At 50.3% G+C, this 17,880-nt stretch carries 22 protein-coding genes; all 22 read left to right on the top strand.

The annotated features are described in order from the left end of the window. Positions 1-115 precede the first annotated feature (115 nt). A complete protein-coding gene (locus ACQSGY_RS17000; protein WP_145403835.1) occupies positions 116-685 on the top strand; it encodes an NADPH-dependent FMN reductase in 570 nt (189 codons plus the stop codon). Between the two features lie 57 nt (positions 686-742). Then, entirely contained in the window at positions 743-1,201 is a 459-nt protein-coding gene (locus ACQSGY_RS17005; RefSeq protein ID WP_145403503.1) for a VOC family protein, read from the top strand. A gap of 71 nt (positions 1,202-1,272) precedes the next feature. Then, a complete protein-coding gene (locus ACQSGY_RS17010) occupies positions 1,273-1,932 on the top strand; it encodes a ring-cleaving dioxygenase (RefSeq protein WP_145403502.1) in 660 nt (219 codons plus the stop codon). A gap of 222 nt (positions 1,933-2,154) precedes the next feature. After that, complete coding sequence (locus ACQSGY_RS17015; RefSeq protein ID WP_427052738.1) at positions 2,155-3,105, top strand: hypothetical protein; 951 nt, start codon at positions 2,155-2,157, stop codon at positions 3,103-3,105. Positions 3,106-3,417: 312 nt separating this feature from the next. Then, positions 3,418-5,121, top strand: a complete 1,704-nt coding sequence (locus ACQSGY_RS17020; RefSeq protein ID WP_427052739.1) for a DUF4127 family protein — start codon at positions 3,418-3,420, stop codon at positions 5,119-5,121. Between the two features lie 300 nt (positions 5,122-5,421). After that, on the top strand, positions 5,422-6,372 hold the full coding sequence (locus ACQSGY_RS17025; RefSeq protein ID WP_427052740.1) for a hypothetical protein: 951 nt from the start codon (positions 5,422-5,424) through the stop codon (positions 6,370-6,372). 138 nt (positions 6,373-6,510) lie between these two features. Continuing rightward, on the top strand, positions 6,511-6,711 hold the full coding sequence (locus tag ACQSGY_RS17030) for a hypothetical protein (RefSeq protein WP_427052741.1): 201 nt from the start codon (positions 6,511-6,513) through the stop codon (positions 6,709-6,711). Then, positions 6,711-8,174 carry a phage tail sheath subtilisin-like domain-containing protein gene (locus ACQSGY_RS17035; RefSeq protein WP_427052742.1) on the top strand — a complete coding sequence of 488 codons (1,464 nt, stop codon included), beginning with the start codon at positions 6,711-6,713 and terminating at the stop codon, positions 8,172-8,174. Before ACQSGY_RS17030 ends, ACQSGY_RS17035 begins: the two co-directional genes overlap by 1 nt. A 295-nt stretch (positions 8,175-8,469) precedes the next feature. Further along, positions 8,470-8,877 (top strand): phage tail tube protein, encoded by a 408-nt coding sequence (locus ACQSGY_RS17040; protein ID WP_110897169.1) that lies wholly within the window; start codon positions 8,470-8,472, stop codon positions 8,875-8,877. Positions 8,878-9,070: 193 nt separating this feature from the next. Beyond that, entirely contained in the window at positions 9,071-9,505 is a 435-nt protein-coding gene (locus ACQSGY_RS17045; RefSeq protein WP_289375051.1) for a phage tail assembly chaperone, read from the top strand. Positions 9,506-9,519: 14 nt separating this feature from the next. Continuing rightward, positions 9,520-9,663, top strand: coding sequence for a hypothetical protein (locus ACQSGY_RS17050; RefSeq protein WP_167433730.1), 144 nt, complete (start codon positions 9,520-9,522; stop codon positions 9,661-9,663). A gap of 25 nt (positions 9,664-9,688) precedes the next feature. Further along, positions 9,689-11,464: a hypothetical protein gene (locus ACQSGY_RS17055; protein WP_427052743.1), complete on the top strand. Its 1,776-nt coding sequence runs from the start codon at positions 9,689-9,691 to the stop codon at positions 11,462-11,464. A gap of 56 nt (positions 11,465-11,520) precedes the next feature. Then, positions 11,521-12,150, top strand: a complete 630-nt coding sequence (locus tag ACQSGY_RS17060; protein ID WP_427179473.1) for a LysM peptidoglycan-binding domain-containing protein — start codon at positions 11,521-11,523, stop codon at positions 12,148-12,150. Beyond that, positions 12,147-13,136 (top strand): XkdQ/YqbQ family protein, encoded by a 990-nt coding sequence (locus tag ACQSGY_RS17065; protein WP_427052744.1) that lies wholly within the window; start codon positions 12,147-12,149, stop codon positions 13,134-13,136. Before ACQSGY_RS17060 ends, ACQSGY_RS17065 begins: the two co-directional genes overlap by 4 nt. Then, a complete protein-coding gene (locus ACQSGY_RS17070) occupies positions 13,129-13,539 on the top strand; it encodes a hypothetical protein (protein WP_427052745.1) in 411 nt (136 codons plus the stop codon). The genes ACQSGY_RS17065 and ACQSGY_RS17070 overlap by 8 nt, the downstream gene beginning before the upstream one ends. Next, positions 13,532-13,987, top strand: a complete 456-nt coding sequence (locus tag ACQSGY_RS17075; RefSeq protein ID WP_427052746.1) for a DUF2634 domain-containing protein — start codon at positions 13,532-13,534, stop codon at positions 13,985-13,987. The genes ACQSGY_RS17070 and ACQSGY_RS17075 overlap by 8 nt, the downstream gene beginning before the upstream one ends. A 4-nt stretch (positions 13,988-13,991) precedes the next feature. Next, positions 13,992-15,131, top strand: coding sequence for a baseplate J/gp47 family protein (locus tag ACQSGY_RS17080; RefSeq protein WP_427052747.1), 1,140 nt, complete (start codon positions 13,992-13,994; stop codon positions 15,129-15,131). Continuing rightward, the gene (locus tag ACQSGY_RS17085; protein ID WP_427052748.1) at positions 15,124-15,696 is read left to right on the top strand and encodes a YmfQ family protein; all 573 of its coding nucleotides are present in this window, start codon (positions 15,124-15,126) and stop codon (positions 15,694-15,696) included. The genes ACQSGY_RS17080 and ACQSGY_RS17085 overlap by 8 nt, the downstream gene beginning before the upstream one ends. Further along, entirely contained in the window at positions 15,696-16,541 is an 846-nt protein-coding gene (locus tag ACQSGY_RS17090) for a tail fiber protein (protein ID WP_427052749.1), read from the top strand. The genes ACQSGY_RS17085 and ACQSGY_RS17090 overlap by 1 nt, the downstream gene beginning before the upstream one ends. After that, on the top strand, positions 16,542-17,192 hold the full coding sequence (locus ACQSGY_RS17095) for a hypothetical protein (protein ID WP_427052750.1): 651 nt from the start codon (positions 16,542-16,544) through the stop codon (positions 17,190-17,192). It abuts the gene before it with no gap. Continuing rightward, entirely contained in the window at positions 17,185-17,607 is a 423-nt protein-coding gene (locus ACQSGY_RS17100; RefSeq protein ID WP_427052751.1) for a hypothetical protein, read from the top strand. The genes ACQSGY_RS17095 and ACQSGY_RS17100 overlap by 8 nt, the downstream gene beginning before the upstream one ends. Then, entirely contained in the window at positions 17,607-17,831 is a 225-nt protein-coding gene (locus tag ACQSGY_RS17105; protein ID WP_427052752.1) for a hypothetical protein, read from the top strand. The genes ACQSGY_RS17100 and ACQSGY_RS17105 overlap by 1 nt, the downstream gene beginning before the upstream one ends. Positions 17,832-17,880 lie beyond the last annotated feature (49 nt).

The raw sequence follows: 17,880 nt of genomic DNA on the forward strand, positions 1-17,880 counted from the left end.
TAGCTGACGAATTGCGCAGGGTTTACAAGGTAAAATAAGGATATGTTAAAGCAACAGGACAAAACGGTCCGAGAGAATAGAAACGAAACGAATCTGACATTGGAGAGTGAATATGATGAACATTGTTATATTGGCAGGCAGTAACCGTAAAAATGCAACCAGCACAAGACTAGGTGAATACGCGGCAGAAGTAATTCGGGGACAGGGACATGAGGCCGTACTGTTTGATCTGTATGAGAAACCGCTGCCCTTCTACGCCCCGGATGAAAAACAGGAAACGGACGAACATCTGGCTGAATTAAATACGGTATTGCTTGCAGCGGATGCAATTATCCTGTCTACGCCAGAATACCACGGCAGCATCAGCGGCGTGCTCAAAAATGCGCTGGACCATCTAAGTCAGGCACATTTTAGCGGCAAGCCGGTGCTATCGATCAGTTCTGCTGGCGGCGCAGTCGGCGTAAGCTCGCTTACCCAGATGCAAACGATGGTCCGTAACCTGCATGGCATCAACGCCCCGGAATGGATCTCGATTGGCGGCGCACAGCGTAGACGCTTTGAAGCAACATTTGATGGATATGAGGAGTACGAAGGCAGCCAGGATATCGAGGACCGGGTACAACGGGTACTGGGATCGTTTTTGAAGCTGGCAGAGACATTAACAGCAGCAAAGAAGGCGTTGTAAAGCACGGGATCAAGGATATGCAATGATAAGCAATGATAAGAAAAGAGGTCGTTCACTATGATTAAAGGCATATATGAAACACATCTGAACGTGACGAATCTGGAAAAATCACATCATTTTTATGAAAAGGTACTGGGTTTAACCCATGCTTACGGACAGCCAGAGCGAGGCAACGCCTTCTATTGGATTGGCGGGGAACGCTATAACATGCTGGGGCTTTGGGAGAAGGAGCCTGCACAGGTGCAGCGCCAGCATTTTGCCTTTCACATCTCTCTGGAAGATATGAAGCATGCGGTTGAATACCTGGAAAACAAGGGCATAGCGACTCGCAATTTTCAGGATGATGATATTGGAGAGCTGTACGTTTTTGGCTGGATGCCCGCAGTTTCCGTCTATTTCGCCGACCCGGATGGTCATTCACTTGAATTCATCGCTGTGCTTCCAGATGAGGCGAAGCCTGAGCTTGGGCTGGTGCCGTGGAGTAGATGGGAGAAGATGCACGGGAGAGGCGTATGATGATTGATTGAGAAGCTATTGGCGATGATTAAAAAGGTGTTGGCGTACGAAGACTGAAGAGGTGTTGAGGCATGATTATTCAAGAGGTGTTATTTTATACAGCGAAGCTGGAGGAGCTGCATCATTTCTATGGAAGTACGTTGGGCATGAAGGTGTCTGCTCTTGATCCTGTCGAGCAAGCCTTCACTGTACAAGCAGGAAGCACGAAGATGATGTTCAAGCAGTGGAATGCAGTAGCTGGCACAGAGGGAAATGGCAGTAAGCCGTTTTATCATTTTGCCTGGATGATTCCCCGTAATCGATTCAAGGAAGCAAAGCAGTGGGCAGCGTCACGAGTAACCCTGAACAGCGATGGAAAAAGGGATGAAACCTATTCGGTCAATTGGGACTCTCATTCACTATATTTTGAAGATCCGGCTGGAAACATTGTGGAGCTGATCGCCCATCATCCGTTAAATAATGAACAAGATTGGGCATTCTCGGCAGCAGATATTCTGCAGGTGTGCGAGATTGGACTGGTTTCGGAGAATGTGTCTGCAACGGTGAAGGAACTGGGGAAGGCTGGCTTGCCGCTTTGGGGTGAGGGAAGTGATACCTTTTCTCCAGTAGGTGACCGTAATGGGTTGTTTATTGTGGTGAAGAAGGAACGAGTCTGGTTTTTCTCCGATCAAAAGGCACAGATGTTTCCGCTGGAAGCAACAATCCGTGAGGTAGGCAGACTTCGACTCTAGGAGCATAACAGCGCTGCTTCAGGTTCTTCTGTTGTTTTAGTGTCCATGTAGAAAATCTTCGTTTCATTAATATCCTGCAAAAAGGGCATAAGTGTAGGTTCTTGATCATGATATAGAAGTAAACGCTTTATTTTATGGAGATCAGGCAGGCCGCTTGTTAGAGAGGCTTCCATTCTAGGGCGTATCTTAAAACTCAGTCTAATAGAGAAGGGGATGGCAGACTTGGATCGACGTTTGTTGGAGGAAGGACTAGCGACAATGGCATCCAGTCGGGAGCGCACAGGAGATTTGTGGCATGCCCATTATGGGGCGGGCGCGATTGCAGCTTACTTCTGGGTACGGGAAAATCATCTCACGGCTCTTGCCGCCGGAAGCATCACCGCCGAAGCCAAAGCGATGCTGCGTCAGCATGGAACCCGTTCCGCACAGACTGTTTTGCCAGATGAGTGTATGCCGCTGGAATTGGCCGAAGCGCGTATTGCAGACGCACTGGAGCGAACGATCGGGGAGCTGCACTGGGTCGGCCATCAGGCCATCTATGGAGCGATTAGTCTCAAAGCCATTCGCGAACTGGAAGGATGGGGCACGGCACAAGAGATCGAGCAGATTGCTCAATTAATCGAGTCGTTTGAACGAACGATTCCAGGCCGGTCCTGGATGAACACAACCGTGAAGGAAATTCGCCATATGTCCCTGGAGGAAAAGGACGGTTTTCCCGACATACTGAAGCCGATGGAGTTGTCCCGGTTGATTCTGGAGGAGCTGGGAGCCTTCAGCACCATTTATCAGGCGGAGGCTCATCATGATCTGATCGGTCATATGCTGACCTATGGGCATGCACTGAATATCCTTTATGAGCTTGGTTACCCGGCTCTGTTCGACAAAGGCATACCGCCATTTCTGAAAATGGTGAAGGCTCTGCGGCTCAGTCGCAATGTGGATGCAACACAGGCGGGTGCCACACTGCAATCTCCTGTAGATGTGCTGCCGTTACAACAGGCTGAGCGTTCCCGCGCGCTGCCGCATGAACTGGAATACTGGTTAACCGACAGGCGATGCCGTAATTGGTATGAGGGCCATGTGTTCAAGTTTCCGTTCAGCTTCTATCACCATGCGAAGAATGGGGAGCCTGAGCTCGAGATTTGGGAAAATTTCCGGTACATTATTGCATAATGATAATTAAACGAGCGTCTGCCGATAGGGCAGGCGCTTTTTCGCCATTTCATTCTCCATATTTCAATCCCAATAAACCGCCAATAATCCAGCCGAATTCATCCCTTAACCCGTCCGCATGAGGGACAATAGACGGTAAGATGGTAATATCGGATCAGAAGCGAGGAATGCAGATAGCAGAAGCCAGATGTTACAGATGCTAGCTGATACACGGAAGATAAGACCAGCATACGGCTGGTTTTTTCAATTTCGTGATTGCAACCTTGCACTGATCGGGTATTGAAGAATATTAAAAACAGGAGGCTACATGATATGAAAACAGTATTGTATGTTCCACTGGATGACCGTCCGGCGAATCTGGATGATGTTATTGTACAAGGGAAAGCAGCCGGTCTTCACATCGTTACACCCAACCTGAAGGATATCAAAAATCGTCTGGATACGGAAAAAACAACGGATGGCACAACCCTTCTCGGCACTTCAACGCCTGTTTACGGGAATCCATCAAAGGTTCATGATTTTATTCTGAAGCATGCGGCCAAGGTGGACGGCTTCATTATTTCTACCGATATGCTCGCTTATGGCGGCCTGATCGGCAGTCGTCAGCTTCGAGATCACGGTGGCGGTGCTTACCCGGCATATGACGAGCAAACGACTCGTCTGCTGGATGTCATTCGCATCATTAAAACAAAGTATCCACGCAAACCTCTATTTGTTATGGATACGATTATGCGGCTGGCAACGACTTCATTCGCAGGGGGATTGGCGCTGGATGCGTATAATGAATCCCGTTCTCTGATGCAGCAGCCGCGTCAGGCTTATACTGAATTCGAAGATATTATTCAAGGATATAACGTTTCTCCAGAAGGTGAAGAGTACGGGGAAACGACGTATTTTGATAAACAAAAATACTACAATACGAGACAGCACAAGTTTAAAACGAATCGTTACATTCTGGATCAGCTGGCCCGCACGGGGTATATTGATTTCCTCGCCGTGGGTGTGGACGATGCCAACACTCAAGGGGTACAAATTAACGAGATCAATTACGTCGAAGCTCGAATCAATGAATGGCTGGGCGGAACGGATGGGCAGAATCCGGATCGTGCAATTATTTTGCCGGATGCAGATGGCTTGGGACATGCTCTGGTTGCGCGGATGGCGAATCAGCTGTTCAGAGGCGGGGCGAAGACGAAATATGGAGTGAAGTATTATGGCCCGCACGGCTCTACGATTATCAACACCTATGAATATATGGATGTACACCAGAATGTGGTGCATCATGTTGATATTGTCGGCGGTACATTGGTGGAGGATGAAGCCGACACGTCGGTAGATATGGAGATTATCGCCATTACAGCACTCGATCAGGTTCAGGCGGCCGTGGAGCGCTTGGCGTTGAATGGGGAGCAGGGGCTGCCTTCGATCCTGATTGATTTTGTCGGTAAAGGGCCTGCGAATGTAGAGGTGGCGCAAACTTTGCTGAATAGTCCGTATACCGGGCGGGTGCTTGGTTACAGTGCCTGGAATACACCAGGGAACAAAATCGGTCTTGCGGTAGGGATGGCGCAATCGAGATATGCGCTGATTACGACAGAGAAGCATGAACACAAGCTGCGTGACGCGATGAACGCCCATGGCTCGCTGCTGTTCAAGCGTTTCCTCAAAGATTACAGCTACAAAGCAGTAGCCATTGCCGATATTCGCACCTATTCACGTGCACATGCACTATATACCAATGTAGCCACGTTGGCAGATCAGAATATGGTGCTGTTCAACTCCGAAGAGGATTACACTCATCTGCAAAGTTTACTTCGCGATCTCATGCAGACGCACACGGCTGAATTGGCGAGCAAACCTGCCTTCCAGCAGGGCAATCCGGCAATCCGCCAGATCTGTGACGGGCAGATGACGTATGCTACTTACAACGGTGCGCTGCTGGAGTACAACAACCCTGATTTCATCTGGGGCCGTGCATTCGAAATTACGCTGACCCCGCAGGTGAGATTGGACTAGGTTGGGTCAGAAGTTTTGATGAGAAAATAGCCATTTTAGTTCGTCTTTTTACCGTCCAACCTTATACTTTATTCGTGCTGAAGTCCACCGAAGCACCATCCTCGCTAGGAGAAAAAGTCTGTAAGATAGTATTATCGGATGAATCGCAAGGGACACACCGAAAGCCCATACGCTAATGTACAGACCAGCCATTACGGCTGGTCTTTTTGATGCGGTGAAGTTGTCCTTGCATTGATCCGATATCCACATGGACCGCGGGGAAAAGGGGGATGTCCCAAGCTGCCGCATGGCTGCTGCATCATGGGGAGCGAATTTATATTTGCAGCAGAGGGGGGCGAAATGAATGTGTCCATGAGTACACGTATCAAAAAGACGTTAAAGCACAAGCTGGCGACTCTTGTACCTGCGTGGGAGGGCCGTGTGCAGGATGTTCCTGCTTCCGGAGAAGGGCTTTCAGGTCCATGCGCTGTGCTTGCTTTTGCAGAAGAAGTGCCAAAGTCGGCCTGGGCAGGGTATCGCCGAATCATCAAAATTTCGCCATATGCCCGATCAGAGGACGGTGGAGCAGAACAGGTTGAGGTCTGGTCGGCAGAGCTGATCACAGGTCTGCATCAGATACGGCTGGAGGATGGGGAAGGCGGGGCCTTTACTTGCATCTATCTGGGTTCCACGGACAGTGAGCGCAGGGAAGCTGAATCGGGGCTGGTTACGCGCAGCTTGCGTTTTGGCGTGTATGTTCCCGAACCTCAAAGTACTGAACATGCTGATGCTGAGGGAGATGTTTGGCTTTCTGCTCTTCAGCGCTGGACGGTGGACGAGTTAGGTCCAGACTGGTCTGTGTACACGGAGCGCTGGCCTGGGGGATACCAGATGCCATCCGTGTTATGGCGTTTGACAGGGGTCAGTACAGCGGCTGTAGGAACCTCAGCCCTTGAGGTACGCAAACAGTGGGTAGGCCATGTGCTGACAGGCGACACAGGTCTGACAGATCAGACGGTAGGCCGTTTGGTCGAGCAGTTGGCACTTCAATCACGGATAGCATTCCATCCAAGGGATGATCAAAGTAATGAAGCCAACGAAAGCGTTGAAGGCAATGTCCGTTATTTAACGGTTGATGAGGTGACAGCGGATATGCAGACAGATGCATATTTAAATGGCCAGCTTCGTCTGACGTTGTCACAGCGGATCCGTCGTCCGATGCCAACTGCACCGCTCATGCGGGAGATTCACCATAGCAAAGGAATACAGTAAGTGTAAGTCGAGAGGGGCCGTTATATGAGCTGTGAGTGGCTCCAGATTTTTTATCAGTTAATTTCATAGATTTTAGGATCAAAAATTCATAGGTCAAAAATAGTTGTTATTGAAGTTAACCAACGAGGTGAGAAACAGATGCCAGGCTCGGTGAAAAAAAAGCAGCCAGTTCCCCCGCAATATACGCGGGTTGAACTGATGAATCATTCCGAAGCCCTCTTTGCCGTCAAGGCAGAGGTGCTGGCTGGTGCGCTGCACGAAGCGGCGCAGCAGTCGTTTTCCATTGCAGAAGCACAGACAAGAATCAACCAATTTTTGAAAGCGAAGGTGAAGGAATAATGGCAGGTGGAACTTGGGAGCAAACGAATCGTCCGGTACTTCCGGGCTTATATATGAATTTTCAGGCGGCAGCTTCGTCCGCTATTCAGGCAGGAAGTCGTGGCACGGTTGTGGTGCCGGTGAAGGCAAACTGGGGTCCGGTGGGCACGTTTGTAGAAGTAGGCAGTGAAGCAGCGATTGAGCGCACTTTTGCGGCTAATGCGCAGGATAATGGTACGGCGTATACTTCGCTCAAGCTGGCTTTGCTGGGTGGACCGAAGAAGCTGCTCGCTTATCGGGTGGCGAGTTCATCTGCCAAAGCTGCAGTGTTGACGCTGAAGGATAGCGGCGGTACGGATGTGCTGCAGCTCGATGCAAAGTACCCGGGCGACCGTGCGAACGGATTCTATGTGACAATCCAGCCCGGCGTGATCGATAACACGAAGTTTGAAGTACGTCTGTTCGAAGGCAATCGCATGCTGTATGCGCTCCAGACAGCAGATGTTACGGCAGCGGCTGTTGCCAAAGAGATGAATGCGGATGAGCAAAATCTCTGGATCACCGCACAGGCCATTGGAGACGGTACAGGCGAAGTGGCTAATGTATCAGGTGCAGCTTTCAAAGGTGGTGTAAGCGGCAACGATGAACTGACCAATGCGGAATATATTGCTCTGCAGGGCGCGCTCGAAGGAGAGCAGTTCGATGTGCTGGCATTGGATCATGCGGCGGATGCAGCGCTGCTTGCCAGCTTTGCGGCTTGGGTGAAACGGGTACGTAATGAAGGCAAGCCCGTGATGGCGGTCTTCGGTGGCTCCACAGCGGATGATACTTCCGCTACGGCAGCTCAGAAAGCGGCAGCACGTTCACTTACGCTGAATCATGAAGGTGTGATCAATGTCGGCACAGGCGTACGCTTGGGCGATGCTTTTTACAGTTCTGCACAGACCTCTGCTTATGTGGCGGGTCTTATTGCCGGACAGCGTCTGAATGAATCCACGACCTATGCGGCAACACCGTTCGATGATGTCACACGCCGCTGGACGCGTGCGGAACAGGAGCAGGCCGTGCAGAACGGCGTGTTTATTTTCTTCCACGACGGTCGCCGGGTCAAAGCACTTCGCGGTGTAAACACACTGGTTACGCCTGCCGCCGGACAGAACAATGCATGGAAAAAAATTCGTTCCATCCGCGTCATGGACGCGATCAACACAGACTTGCAGCGTTCCGCAGAGGATACCTATATCGGGAAAGTAAACAACACGGAGGAAGGTCGTCAGGCACTGATTGGTGCGATGAAGGCCTATTTGGCGCTGCTGGCACAGAGCAATGTGATCGAGGCCGAAGGCTATGACGTTGTTCTGGACCCTGCATACTATGGCGCAGCACCTGTGCTAAAGCCGGAAGCGGATCAGGTATTCCTGCAATGGAATGTGAAGCTGACGGATGTGATGGAGCAGCTGTTTGGTACATTTTACGTTCAATAGGGAAATGACCTGGAAGCAGAAGCAGGAAGTGGATTCAGGTTGCTTTTTAAGTTGAACTAAAGAATTTACACCATCCACTCCGAGGACAGAACAACCTTCCAATCGCTGTTATCCCCAGATTTTTTGAATTCCCTTTTCCAAAGGGGAAAATCCGGTGATAAAGGCGACCGCTTCGCTTTTTCTGGTTTTTTCTGTCCTCTCCGTTCACGTGTAAATGAATGATCAAGTTATATAGATAAAATGAAATATCTCATGTTGAGCGGTTGCGCTCAACCATCATAAGGAGGAAATATACATGTTGGACGCATCAAGAGTCATTCTCGGTACCCACGGTCAGCTGCATATCGACGGAGTGTGGCAGACAAATATTAACAAGCTGGAGGCCAGCGTTGAGATTGAGAAGCGCGAGCTGAATCTGGTCGGCAACGACTGGAAGGTTCACAAAAACGGTGCCAAAAAAGGCACAGGCACAATGACCGGTTACAAGGTAACGTCCGATATGATTCAGCGCGGATTCACCAAGTTTCAGATCATCTCCAAGCTGGACGACCCGGAATCATACGGACATGAAAGTGTGCTGCTGAAGGGCTGTATGGTGGATAAAATTCAGCTGGCAAACTGGACGGCTGGCGAGGAAGTGCCAGAGGAGACAGGGTTTACGTTTGAAGGGTTTGAATTGCTGAATCCGATTGTGGCGAATTAAGTGTTGTGAACCGTTTTTGAGCTTGTTGACAGCAAGCAAGGACATTGAAGCAGACCGAGAACTTCTCGGTCTTTTTGGTGTCTTGAGATGTTAGTGAGAGATAACCGAGGAAATACGGAAACGAAGGATATGCAGAAAATACGGAAGCAGATTACAGAAGAAATTACGTGGAAAACAAAGGAGATTACGACCGATGAGTATGAACGAAAATTTGTCCGAGGAACAGATTCTGGATCAATTGTTTGAAGCGGCAGAACGCCTGCCTGAAGAAAATGTGCGCATTCAGCGCCTGGACCTGCTGCTTACGCTGCGTGGACTCACATCCTCCAAAGTCGATCAGATTCGCGAACGCTGTACGATTCGCAAGACCACAAAGGGCCGTACTGAGGAAAAGGTGGATACCGAAACGTTTAATGCTCTCCTGATCTCCGAGGCAACGGTAAAAATGAACGTCCGCGGACTGGAACTGTCCGGCTGGGGAGACAGCCGCATCACGGGCCGGATGAAGCTGTCGGGTGGAGAGCAGGCGGTTCGCCGTATGCTTCTGGCGGGTGAGTTGGATGCTGTAGGCGATAAAGTGTTGGAGCTGTCCGGCTTCGGTGTGGAGATTGAAGACCTAAAAAACTGATTCACTCCGGCGGGATGACCACGTTCCTGTACCACATGTGGGTGCGTCATCATCTTCGTCCCGGAGAGTTCTGGTCTTTGCCGCGAGGGGAACGCTCGCTGCTGCTTGCTTTTTCGGAAGAGGAGATGGCAGCGCTAAGCGCCCAGATGAATCGTTAATTCAAACAGGCAGGAGGTGAATAACATGGCAGAAATGATTATCGGTTTATCCCAATCGAACACACAAATGAAGACCACTCTTCGTTACCTGGATCAGATTCAGCGCTCTACGGATCGTTTAAATCGGGTTCGTTATCAGGGCCTGATCAAAGTGAATAATGAGCTGAGAACCACAGGACGCAGATTGGAAAATATCTATAGCACCGCTGTAAGGTTGAGCCGTTTGCGCATCACACCGAGAATCGGATTGGATGACCAGCTAAGCCCGGCACTGGATCGCGCACTGATCAAGCTGAACAGCTTCCGCAATCAATTGGTGAAGGCGTCCGGCACGGTGTCGGTTGAGGTGAAGCAGAAGGTTGAAGTGGCGATGGGGAAAATGACCCCGGCGAGTGCCTCTTCCATGTCCGTTGTGATTGGGAGTCACAATACAAACACAACGATAAATAATGTGGCTAAAGAAGAGGATAAGGCATTGTGGGAAAAAGCTCTTGAATGGACCAGCACTATTTTAGATATTGGAAACAATGCTTCTGATATTTGGGAAAAACAAAAAAAATGGCGTGCTGATCGAAAAGCCAAAAAGAACAAAGCCGCCAATCCAAGTGCAAGTACAGAAGTGGCAGAGGGTAAGCAAGGTGAAAATCAAACACAAACCACTTCAGATGCAGATACGGAAACGAAGCGTAACAAACCTTTTCGCAGAGGGATGGGGGGAAGAAGCGGAAGAGGTAGAGGAAGATCTACTTTCAGGACATCTCGGGCTTCCAATCCAGTAACAGCACCAACCCCGAAAGCATCGGAGCTTATTACCGATTTCTCTCACGCAGAAGATAAGAGACTGAGGATGGAATTCGAACAAAAAATAAACCGGAACAAGCTTGGCTTCGCCTCCGCATCACCGATGGGCATGTCTAACCTTTTCTCCGGTGAAGGAATGATGGGTAAAATAGGCGGTGGCTTTGCCAAAGGGGCAAAAAGGCTGCTTGGTCCGATCAGCATGCTGGCGGATGTGGCTAACATCGCAAGTGCACCTCCAGAGGAAAGAGGTCGGGCTGTCGGCTCTATGATTGGTGGAACAGCAGGCACGGCGATTGGCAGCGCACTCGGAACGCTGATCTCTCCGGTCATTGGCACATACGTAGGCGGAGCCGTTGGGGGCTGGCTGGGAAGCGAAGCGGGTGGCTGGATTGGAAGCAAGTCCGAGGCGATTGGCAACTTTTTCTCCCAAGCGTCAGAGGGCGCAAGCAAGGTGTTCACTGGAGCCGTTGATTTTGTCTCCGAGAAAACAAAGAGTCTCACCGAGGGCATTTCCAATTTCTTCGGTTTTGGTTCAAAAAAAGAAGAACAGACCACTCCGGCTGCAACAGTTGCTTCCTCGCCTACCGTACCCGCAGCACCTCAGATGCCGCCGTCATATAGACCAGCAGCCCTGTCGATTACCGGGCCCGAAGCCTATATGAACAATCGGTTGGGCTCATCGACTTCAGCGGGTCTTACTGGCACAAGCATGATGCAATCCCAAGCTATGGCGCTGAATAACAATGCTCAGTCCAATGGCAAAGCATCTCCGATGACAGTGCATATTTCGGAAGAGCAGATGAGCAGTCTGTCGGGTTACCTCAAGGATTTCAAAACGGAAACGACCAACCAGATCGCTGTAAATATTGCGCCAGGTACGGTACAGGTGACGGTGCGTGAGAACGCCATTGATTATGATGCTGTGAGCCATCAGGTGGGGCAACGGATTAGCAACGAGTTCCGCAAGGCGATGCAAAATCGCAAAACGATTATGGCCTAAGCAGAAAGGAGGCCGCAAAGATGTCTGTATTGAAAGATGAAGCAGGACCTAACGAAATGACATTTACGTTGAAGGACGGAAGCACTTCATTTCAATTCCCGGTGAACCCGGAGGAAGTGAATATTTCCAGATCAAAGGGATACGAAACGATCCAGATGCTGGAGCATGGCGAGTTTGATTTTGCGCAGGGAGAGAAGGTGAAGGAGATCACCTTCTCTTCTTTTTTTCCTAAAGAGTATGACGAATCCTATTGTATGGTATCCCCGATTCCCGATCCGCGCGTAGCCATGAATATCCTGAACACCTTTCTTATCTCGAAAAAGCCGCTGCGTTTCATCATTTCGGGAACCGGCGTGAATGTACCCGTGTTTCTGATTTCGCTGAATTCGAGCTTTCGCGGCGGAGAGACGGGCGACATTTATTTCGATCTGACGCTGCGAACCTGGCGGGATTCCAAAGTCGAGAAGGTGGGATCAGGAGCTGCAGCGAGCAAGTCTGGTTCACGTACGGATCTGAAAAAAACGAGCAAGACCTACACCGTCAAAGCCGGGGATTCTCTGTCCAAAATAGCCAAGCTTGAGCTCGGAAGCAGTTCCAAATGGAACGAGATTTACAAGCTCAACGTCAAAATCATCGGTAGTGATCCGAATCGGATCAAGCCGGGGCAAAAGCTGGTGATGCCATGACCTACAAGGTCATTGTCGATGACAAGCATGACATCACCAAGCTGGTGGAGACGATAACGCTCAAGGACTCGCTCGATCAGATCGCCTATCAGGCGAATATCCGGCTGGCGGTGTCGGCATCCTCCGGGCTGCCTGCCATCTCGCCGGGAATGGCGGTGCGGATTAGCGGGGTTCCTTTTGGTGAAAAATCCATGGTGCATCTGCTGCACCCGGCGGTCATCTGGGAAGCGGAAAGCTCAAATAGCGGGACCAAACGGCTGTCCCTCACCGTCTATGACCGCATGATCTATCTGGAGAAATCAGAGGACGAATTCCTGTTTCCCAAGGATCAGACCGCCACGCAGCGGCTCAAGGCATACTCCAAGGAGTGGAAAATTCCTTTGGCCGCACTGCCGGAAACCAAGACCAAGCTGGGCAAGGCAGTGTATCGGTCGCAGACGATTTTTTCGATGATGTTTGCCGATTTGAAGGAAACCGCCAAGTCCGGGGGAGATATGTACCACCCACGGATGACGCCCGGAGGGCTGCAGCTGTTCAAGGTAGGCAGCAATACGAAGGTGTATGCACTGGATCGGCTGATCGACTTGACGCAGATGCGCACGCTCGAAGGCGCAGTCACCAAAGTGAAAGTGATGGCAGCGTCAGAATCCGGGGGCAGTGGGAAAGAAGTTCCTTCGAAAGTGCTTGCGATCGAGCAGAGCGATACCGAGCAGCTGGGTACATTGCAAAAACTGATCGAGGACGATCAGGTGAAAACAGCCGCCGCCGCGAAGAAGCTGGCGAAAAGCAAGCTGACAGGTATTCAGGAGACGTTTACCGTCTCGGCTCCAGATATCAATACGATTCGTGCCGGAGACGCGGTTACGCTCAAAGGCCTGAAGCTCATCGTCATGTCGGTTAGCCGCGATCTGTCGGCCGGGCCAGGCACGATGACGCTGGAGCTGGGCACGGCGGAGCTGGTGAAAAGGAGGTTTTACCTTGAATAAAGAAGATCCGTACGGGCAGTTTGCCGATGTGATGCGGGGAGCGATGAGCACACATTCCCGTCAGGCCGTGAGCGGTCTGGGCGCGGTGCTCGGTACGATTACGGCGTCCGGCGTGAAGCTGGATGACTTCAAGCATGAAGTTCAGGACTATCTCGTGGCCGAGCTGCCTGGGACATTACATTTGCCGGACCGCGAGCTGGCTGGCGCAATTTCCGGCATATCTGACGTGGCAAACGGCGGTACGACGGGCACGGGACGGTTTCTTTTGCAAAAAGGGGAAGTGGAAGAAGCAGTTTGGTCTTTGGGAAAAGGCCTGAAGGCCGGGGACCGTGTCCTGGCGATGCGGGTGAATGGCGGTAACGATATTGTGGTGCTGTGTAAGGTGGTGAGTGCGAATGCCTAGTTTATTTCCAGAAACGGGGATTGTCTGGGGAGATGAAGAGGACCTCACTGGGGTGGACTCGGAGGAGGTGCGGTTTGGACGGAGCTGGCGCTACGACTATGATGCTGGTGATTTTGTACTGACTCCAAGCGGCAAAGTGGCAGCGGCAGACGCACATGAAGCGTGGGTGCAGTGGTGCATCAAGGCGGTGAAAACCCCGCGGTACAGACATGTGATCTACTCTCGGGACTACGGTTCGGAGCTTGAGGATCTGGTCGGTCAGGGGGATAGCCGCGGCGTGATGGAAAGTGAGATTGCCCGGATGGTCACGGAGACGCTGCTGGCCGATCCGCGTACAGATGCGGTGGACCAGTTTACGTTCGATTGGGACCGGGAGCAGTGTGTGTTTACGTGCCGGGTGACGAGTGTGCAGGATGAGATGTTTATTCTGGAAAGTGAGGTGATCTGACGGGATGGCTGAGATTCCGCGTTATTTGGAGGACCAGACGGAGGAACAGATTATGCAGCGGTTGCTGGATCGTCTGCCCGCGGATCTGGATAAGTCGGAAGGGTCGTTTTTGTGGGATGCGGAGGCCCCGGTAGCCTTTATGCTGTCTGAGGCGGCGCTTTGGGCACAGGAGCTGCTGCGGCGTGGATTTGCCAGTACGGCGGCGAGCAGTGATCCGAATTTTCGCTCGGAGGAGCTGGAATTGCGGGCTGGAGAGCACGGGATTACACGCAGGGCAGCGGTGTACGCACAAGGAACAGTTAGATTTGCAGGTACATCGGGGAAGGTTGTGCCCTTGGGCACGGTTGTGGCTACGCTCGCAGATGAGTTGTCCGGGGAAGCATCGCTCGAATATGAAACCGTGAGTCGTGTGGAGCTTGGTGAGGATGGTTTCGGGAGTGTAGGTGTGAGAGCACTTGTTGCCGGAAAAGAGAGCAATGTGCCCGCAGGCACGGTAACCGTGCTGTCTACACCACTGAGCGGCGTAACGTCTGTGGTGAACACGGACGTCATCAAGGGCGGTGCGGACGTGGAGACGGATACCGCGCTGCTGGAGCGCTTTTATGCCAAAGTCCGCAACCAGGGAACAAGCGGCAACAAGGCACAGTATGTGCAGTGGGCCAGTGAAGTGCCGGGCGTCGGTGCGACGCGGGTGATCCCGCTGTGGGAGGGGCCGGGTACGGTTGGACTGTATCTGCTCGATACGGACAAACGTGCGGCAGGCTCCGATCTGGTGGCTGCGGTGCAAAAGTATGTTGATCCAACGCAGGATGGACAAGGTGAAGGGGTTGCCCCGGCAGGGCCAGTGGTGACAGTGATGCCAGCGGAAGAAGTACCGATGAACATTCAGGTGAAGCTGACGCTGGCTAGTGATGCAACGCTGGCAGATGTCAGGGCATTAATCGAGCGCGGAGTAACCGCGTATCTGAAGCAGCTTGCTTTTGCCGACCCGCTCGTACGTTACACCCGCATTGCTGCGATCCTGCTCGACATCCCGCCAATTATCGACTATTCGGAGCTAACCGTAAACGGGGTAAGCGACCAGAATATCGAGATGAGCGCCAATCAGGTGGCTGTGCTGGGGACGGTGGATGTGCATGAGTAGTGTGTTAACGAGTGAAAAGGGGCGGGAACTGTTCTCGTATTTGCCCCAGTATTATGAGACTTCGCGTGTCATGCAGGCCGATATGCAGTCCAAAGGCGTGGAGATGGATATGTTGTATCAGGCACTGGACGAGACACTGGAGCAGTTTTTTGTCCGTACAGCGACTTGGGGTCTGGATTACTGGGAGCAGGAGCTTGGCATTGAGACAGATCGTCTCAAACCTGTGGAGCAGCGGCGTGCTGTGGTGGAGTCTAAGCTGCGCGGGGCAGGTAAGTTTTCGGGCAGGCAGGTTGCTAATGTTGCTGAGGCGTATGCCGGAGGCAAGGTGGATGTTACATTCCAGCCGGAAACGTGGAGTTTTACAGTAAGTTTTGTGGATACGATGGGTATTCCGCCCAATATTGATGATCTGAAACGAGCCATTGATGAGCTGAAACCGGCCCACATGGCTGTGGAATATAAATACCGTTATCTGGTCTGGGACGCTCTGGACAACAAACAGATAACTTGGGATGAACTCGATGCCGCGTCCCTGACGTGGAATGAACTGGAGGTGTGGGCGTAATGCCAAAAGATACAGATCGACTGAAGTTGCCTCTTCCCTTGGGGAACGAGAATGTGACCCGGGAGAGTATTAATGCGATTTTTGAGAAGATTGATGCAGGTGTGGCGACACGTGAATCCATCCTTATACCTGCGGATTCGGATCTTAATAGTTATATTACAGAAGGGGAATATTATTGCCCGACGAATGCCACAGTAGGAACTTTAGCTAATTCTCCAGTAGGAGTAGCCTTTCATTTGACGATAGAAAAACATGCTGGTGTCGTCCAAACTCTAACAACTTTCGAGCCGAGTGACTTACAAGTTTTTCAACGCAACTACTATTTCGGATGGGGTTCGTGGAAAAAAGTACCTACAAGGGACGAAATTCAACAGCTGCAGGAGGATCTCCAAAACGCAGACATCCCACCTGCATCAATGACTGAACCGGGGATAGTGCAGCTTTCCAATGCAACGGAAGGCACGTCCGAGACGCTGGCGGCAACGGAGAAGGCGGTTAATGATGCAAGACTGGCCGCTCAACAATATGTGGATGATAAAGCGTGGCAAAAGTACCCCCTAACGCAAGATAACGGGTATTCAAAATTAAGTAGAGTGGATTTAAATACTTTGACTGATCCGGGAATGTATTACGCTGAAGGTTCACAATCTCCGAATTTACCCACTATAAACGGAGCTGATTTTTACGTCGAAGTAATTAAAATTAGTGCGAACAATTTAATTCAACGAGTTACGCTAGCAAGCACAACTACTGCGAAAGTGTACGTAAGGCAAAGATGGTCAACAACGACATGGACACCTTGGGTATTGCAAACACCACTAAGAAGAGTATGGGGGGCGTTATAGATGGCAGAAACGCCTATTAAAATATACGGGGACGCACTATCCACAACATCTGGGACAACTATTTACACTGGAAAAACGGGTAAGACATGCATTATAAAATCCATTATTATTTGTAATGTTAGCGGAGTAGACACGACAGTAAATATGAGGCTTAACACTGGGCCTTTGTATTTTTTATTGCACAACAAGTCTATTAAGGCAAATCAAACCTTGGTTATTCCGATCAGTGATATTGTTATCAGTCCAGAGGAAACCCTTCACATGTGGTGCGCAAATTCAATTGTTAACGCTAGAATAACAGGTGTTGAAAAAGATGGAATCCCCAGTTCATTAGGGCTTGCGCAGTACCGTGTTGGGTTAGGAACGGGAACGACGACCATTGTTCCAGCCGCCGGAAACGGTGTTAATAGATTGGTCAAGTCTATCGTTATTTGTAACGTAAGCAGCGGACCACAAACAGTAACTATTCGTTTCGGTTGGAGTGGTGATAACTGTAATTTGATAAACAAGTACACCATAGCTGGAAATGATACAGTTTTGATTCCGTTCGCTGATATGTTTATATCGCCAAACGAATATATCGAAGGCTGGACATCAACCGCCGGGAATGCTCAGGTCCATGTTGTCATGCAGGAGGCGACCAATGCCTAAAATCGATAATTTCTTATTGGATAATTACGGGTTGGATGGGCCAGATAAGGGGAGGAAGTTTGCTTCAGGGTTTGGATATAACTTAGGCGATAAAAGGTTTCTTTATTCAGACGGAACTGCATTTACCTGTGGGTATATAGTTGTATCCACTCTGGATTTTTTACCATCGCAAATCATTATTACTTATTATGATGATGGGGATTATATACTGGGTTATAATTCCAAAAGAATAGAAAATGGTTACCCTGTGTATAACGGGCTAAGATGGGTAAACGGAGAAACTATATATGATACTTTCCGGGTAGAGGACAAGAGCGCTGGCAGAACCTATATCACAAACGGTGGATTTCAGTTACCGCTGCCATATTTTGAATTGGCATCATCAAGGCCGTTTTATTGGAGGGCATACGAATAATGAATATTGGGATTAGAATTATATACGATCAAGACGGTGAAATCATCTATCGAGCTGGTGAAAAACAGGGTGATGTACTTCCAAGGAAAGAAATCACTGAGCTGCATTACATCGATTTGGAATATGGGGCAATCGATTATCACACCCATCGAATTGTCAGTATCGATCCTGCTACGAAACAACCAGTTTTAGAGGAACTTCCCATTTTCGAAACACCAGAATAGCAAAAAATAAAGGAATTGGAAGACCAAATTTTATTATTAGCCAATGAAA

The sequence above is a fragment of the Paenibacillus sp. TC-CSREp1 genome (assembly GCF_050171015.1).
Lineage (GTDB): Bacteria > Bacillota > Bacilli > Paenibacillales > Paenibacillaceae > Paenibacillus > Paenibacillus silvae.

Excerpts from the sequence above, each read along its gene's own strand:
- ACQSGY_RS17000 (WP_145403835.1), top strand. The coding sequence starts at position 116 with ATGAACATTGTTATATTGGCAGGCAGTAACCGTAAAAATGCAACCAGC.
- ACQSGY_RS17005 (WP_145403503.1), top strand. The coding sequence starts at position 743 with ATGATTAAAGGCATATATGAAACACATCTGAACGTGACGAATCTGGAA.
- ACQSGY_RS17010 (WP_145403502.1), top strand. The coding sequence starts at position 1,273 with ATGATTATTCAAGAGGTGTTATTTTATACAGCGAAGCTGGAGGAGCTG.
- ACQSGY_RS17020 (WP_427052739.1), top strand. The coding sequence starts at position 3,418 with ATGAAAACAGTATTGTATGTTCCACTGGATGACCGTCCGGCGAATCTG.
- ACQSGY_RS17025 (WP_427052740.1), top strand. The coding sequence starts at position 5,422 with ATGGGGAGCGAATTTATATTTGCAGCAGAGGGGGGCGAAATGAATGTG.
- ACQSGY_RS17030 (WP_427052741.1), top strand. The coding sequence starts at position 6,511 with ATGCCAGGCTCGGTGAAAAAAAAGCAGCCAGTTCCCCCGCAATATACG.
- ACQSGY_RS17035 (WP_427052742.1), top strand. The coding sequence starts at position 6,711 with ATGGCAGGTGGAACTTGGGAGCAAACGAATCGTCCGGTACTTCCGGGC.
- ACQSGY_RS17040 (WP_110897169.1), top strand. The coding sequence starts at position 8,470 with ATGTTGGACGCATCAAGAGTCATTCTCGGTACCCACGGTCAGCTGCAT.
- ACQSGY_RS17045 (WP_289375051.1), top strand. The coding sequence starts at position 9,071 with ATGAGTATGAACGAAAATTTGTCCGAGGAACAGATTCTGGATCAATTG.
- ACQSGY_RS17050 (WP_167433730.1), top strand. The coding sequence starts at position 9,520 with ATGACCACGTTCCTGTACCACATGTGGGTGCGTCATCATCTTCGTCCC.
- ACQSGY_RS17055 (WP_427052743.1), top strand. The coding sequence starts at position 9,689 with ATGGCAGAAATGATTATCGGTTTATCCCAATCGAACACACAAATGAAG.
- ACQSGY_RS17060 (WP_427179473.1), top strand. The coding sequence starts at position 11,521 with ATGACATTTACGTTGAAGGACGGAAGCACTTCATTTCAATTCCCGGTG.
- ACQSGY_RS17065 (WP_427052744.1), top strand. The coding sequence starts at position 12,147 with ATGACCTACAAGGTCATTGTCGATGACAAGCATGACATCACCAAGCTG.
- ACQSGY_RS17075 (WP_427052746.1), top strand. The coding sequence starts at position 13,532 with ATGCCTAGTTTATTTCCAGAAACGGGGATTGTCTGGGGAGATGAAGAG.
- ACQSGY_RS17080 (WP_427052747.1), top strand. The coding sequence starts at position 13,992 with ATGGCTGAGATTCCGCGTTATTTGGAGGACCAGACGGAGGAACAGATT.
- ACQSGY_RS17085 (WP_427052748.1), top strand. The coding sequence starts at position 15,124 with ATGAGTAGTGTGTTAACGAGTGAAAAGGGGCGGGAACTGTTCTCGTAT.
- ACQSGY_RS17090 (WP_427052749.1), top strand. The coding sequence starts at position 15,696 with ATGCCAAAAGATACAGATCGACTGAAGTTGCCTCTTCCCTTGGGGAAC.
- ACQSGY_RS17095 (WP_427052750.1), top strand. The coding sequence starts at position 16,542 with ATGGCAGAAACGCCTATTAAAATATACGGGGACGCACTATCCACAACA.
- ACQSGY_RS17100 (WP_427052751.1), top strand. The coding sequence starts at position 17,185 with ATGCCTAAAATCGATAATTTCTTATTGGATAATTACGGGTTGGATGGG.
- ACQSGY_RS17105 (WP_427052752.1), top strand. The coding sequence starts at position 17,607 with ATGAATATTGGGATTAGAATTATATACGATCAAGACGGTGAAATCATC.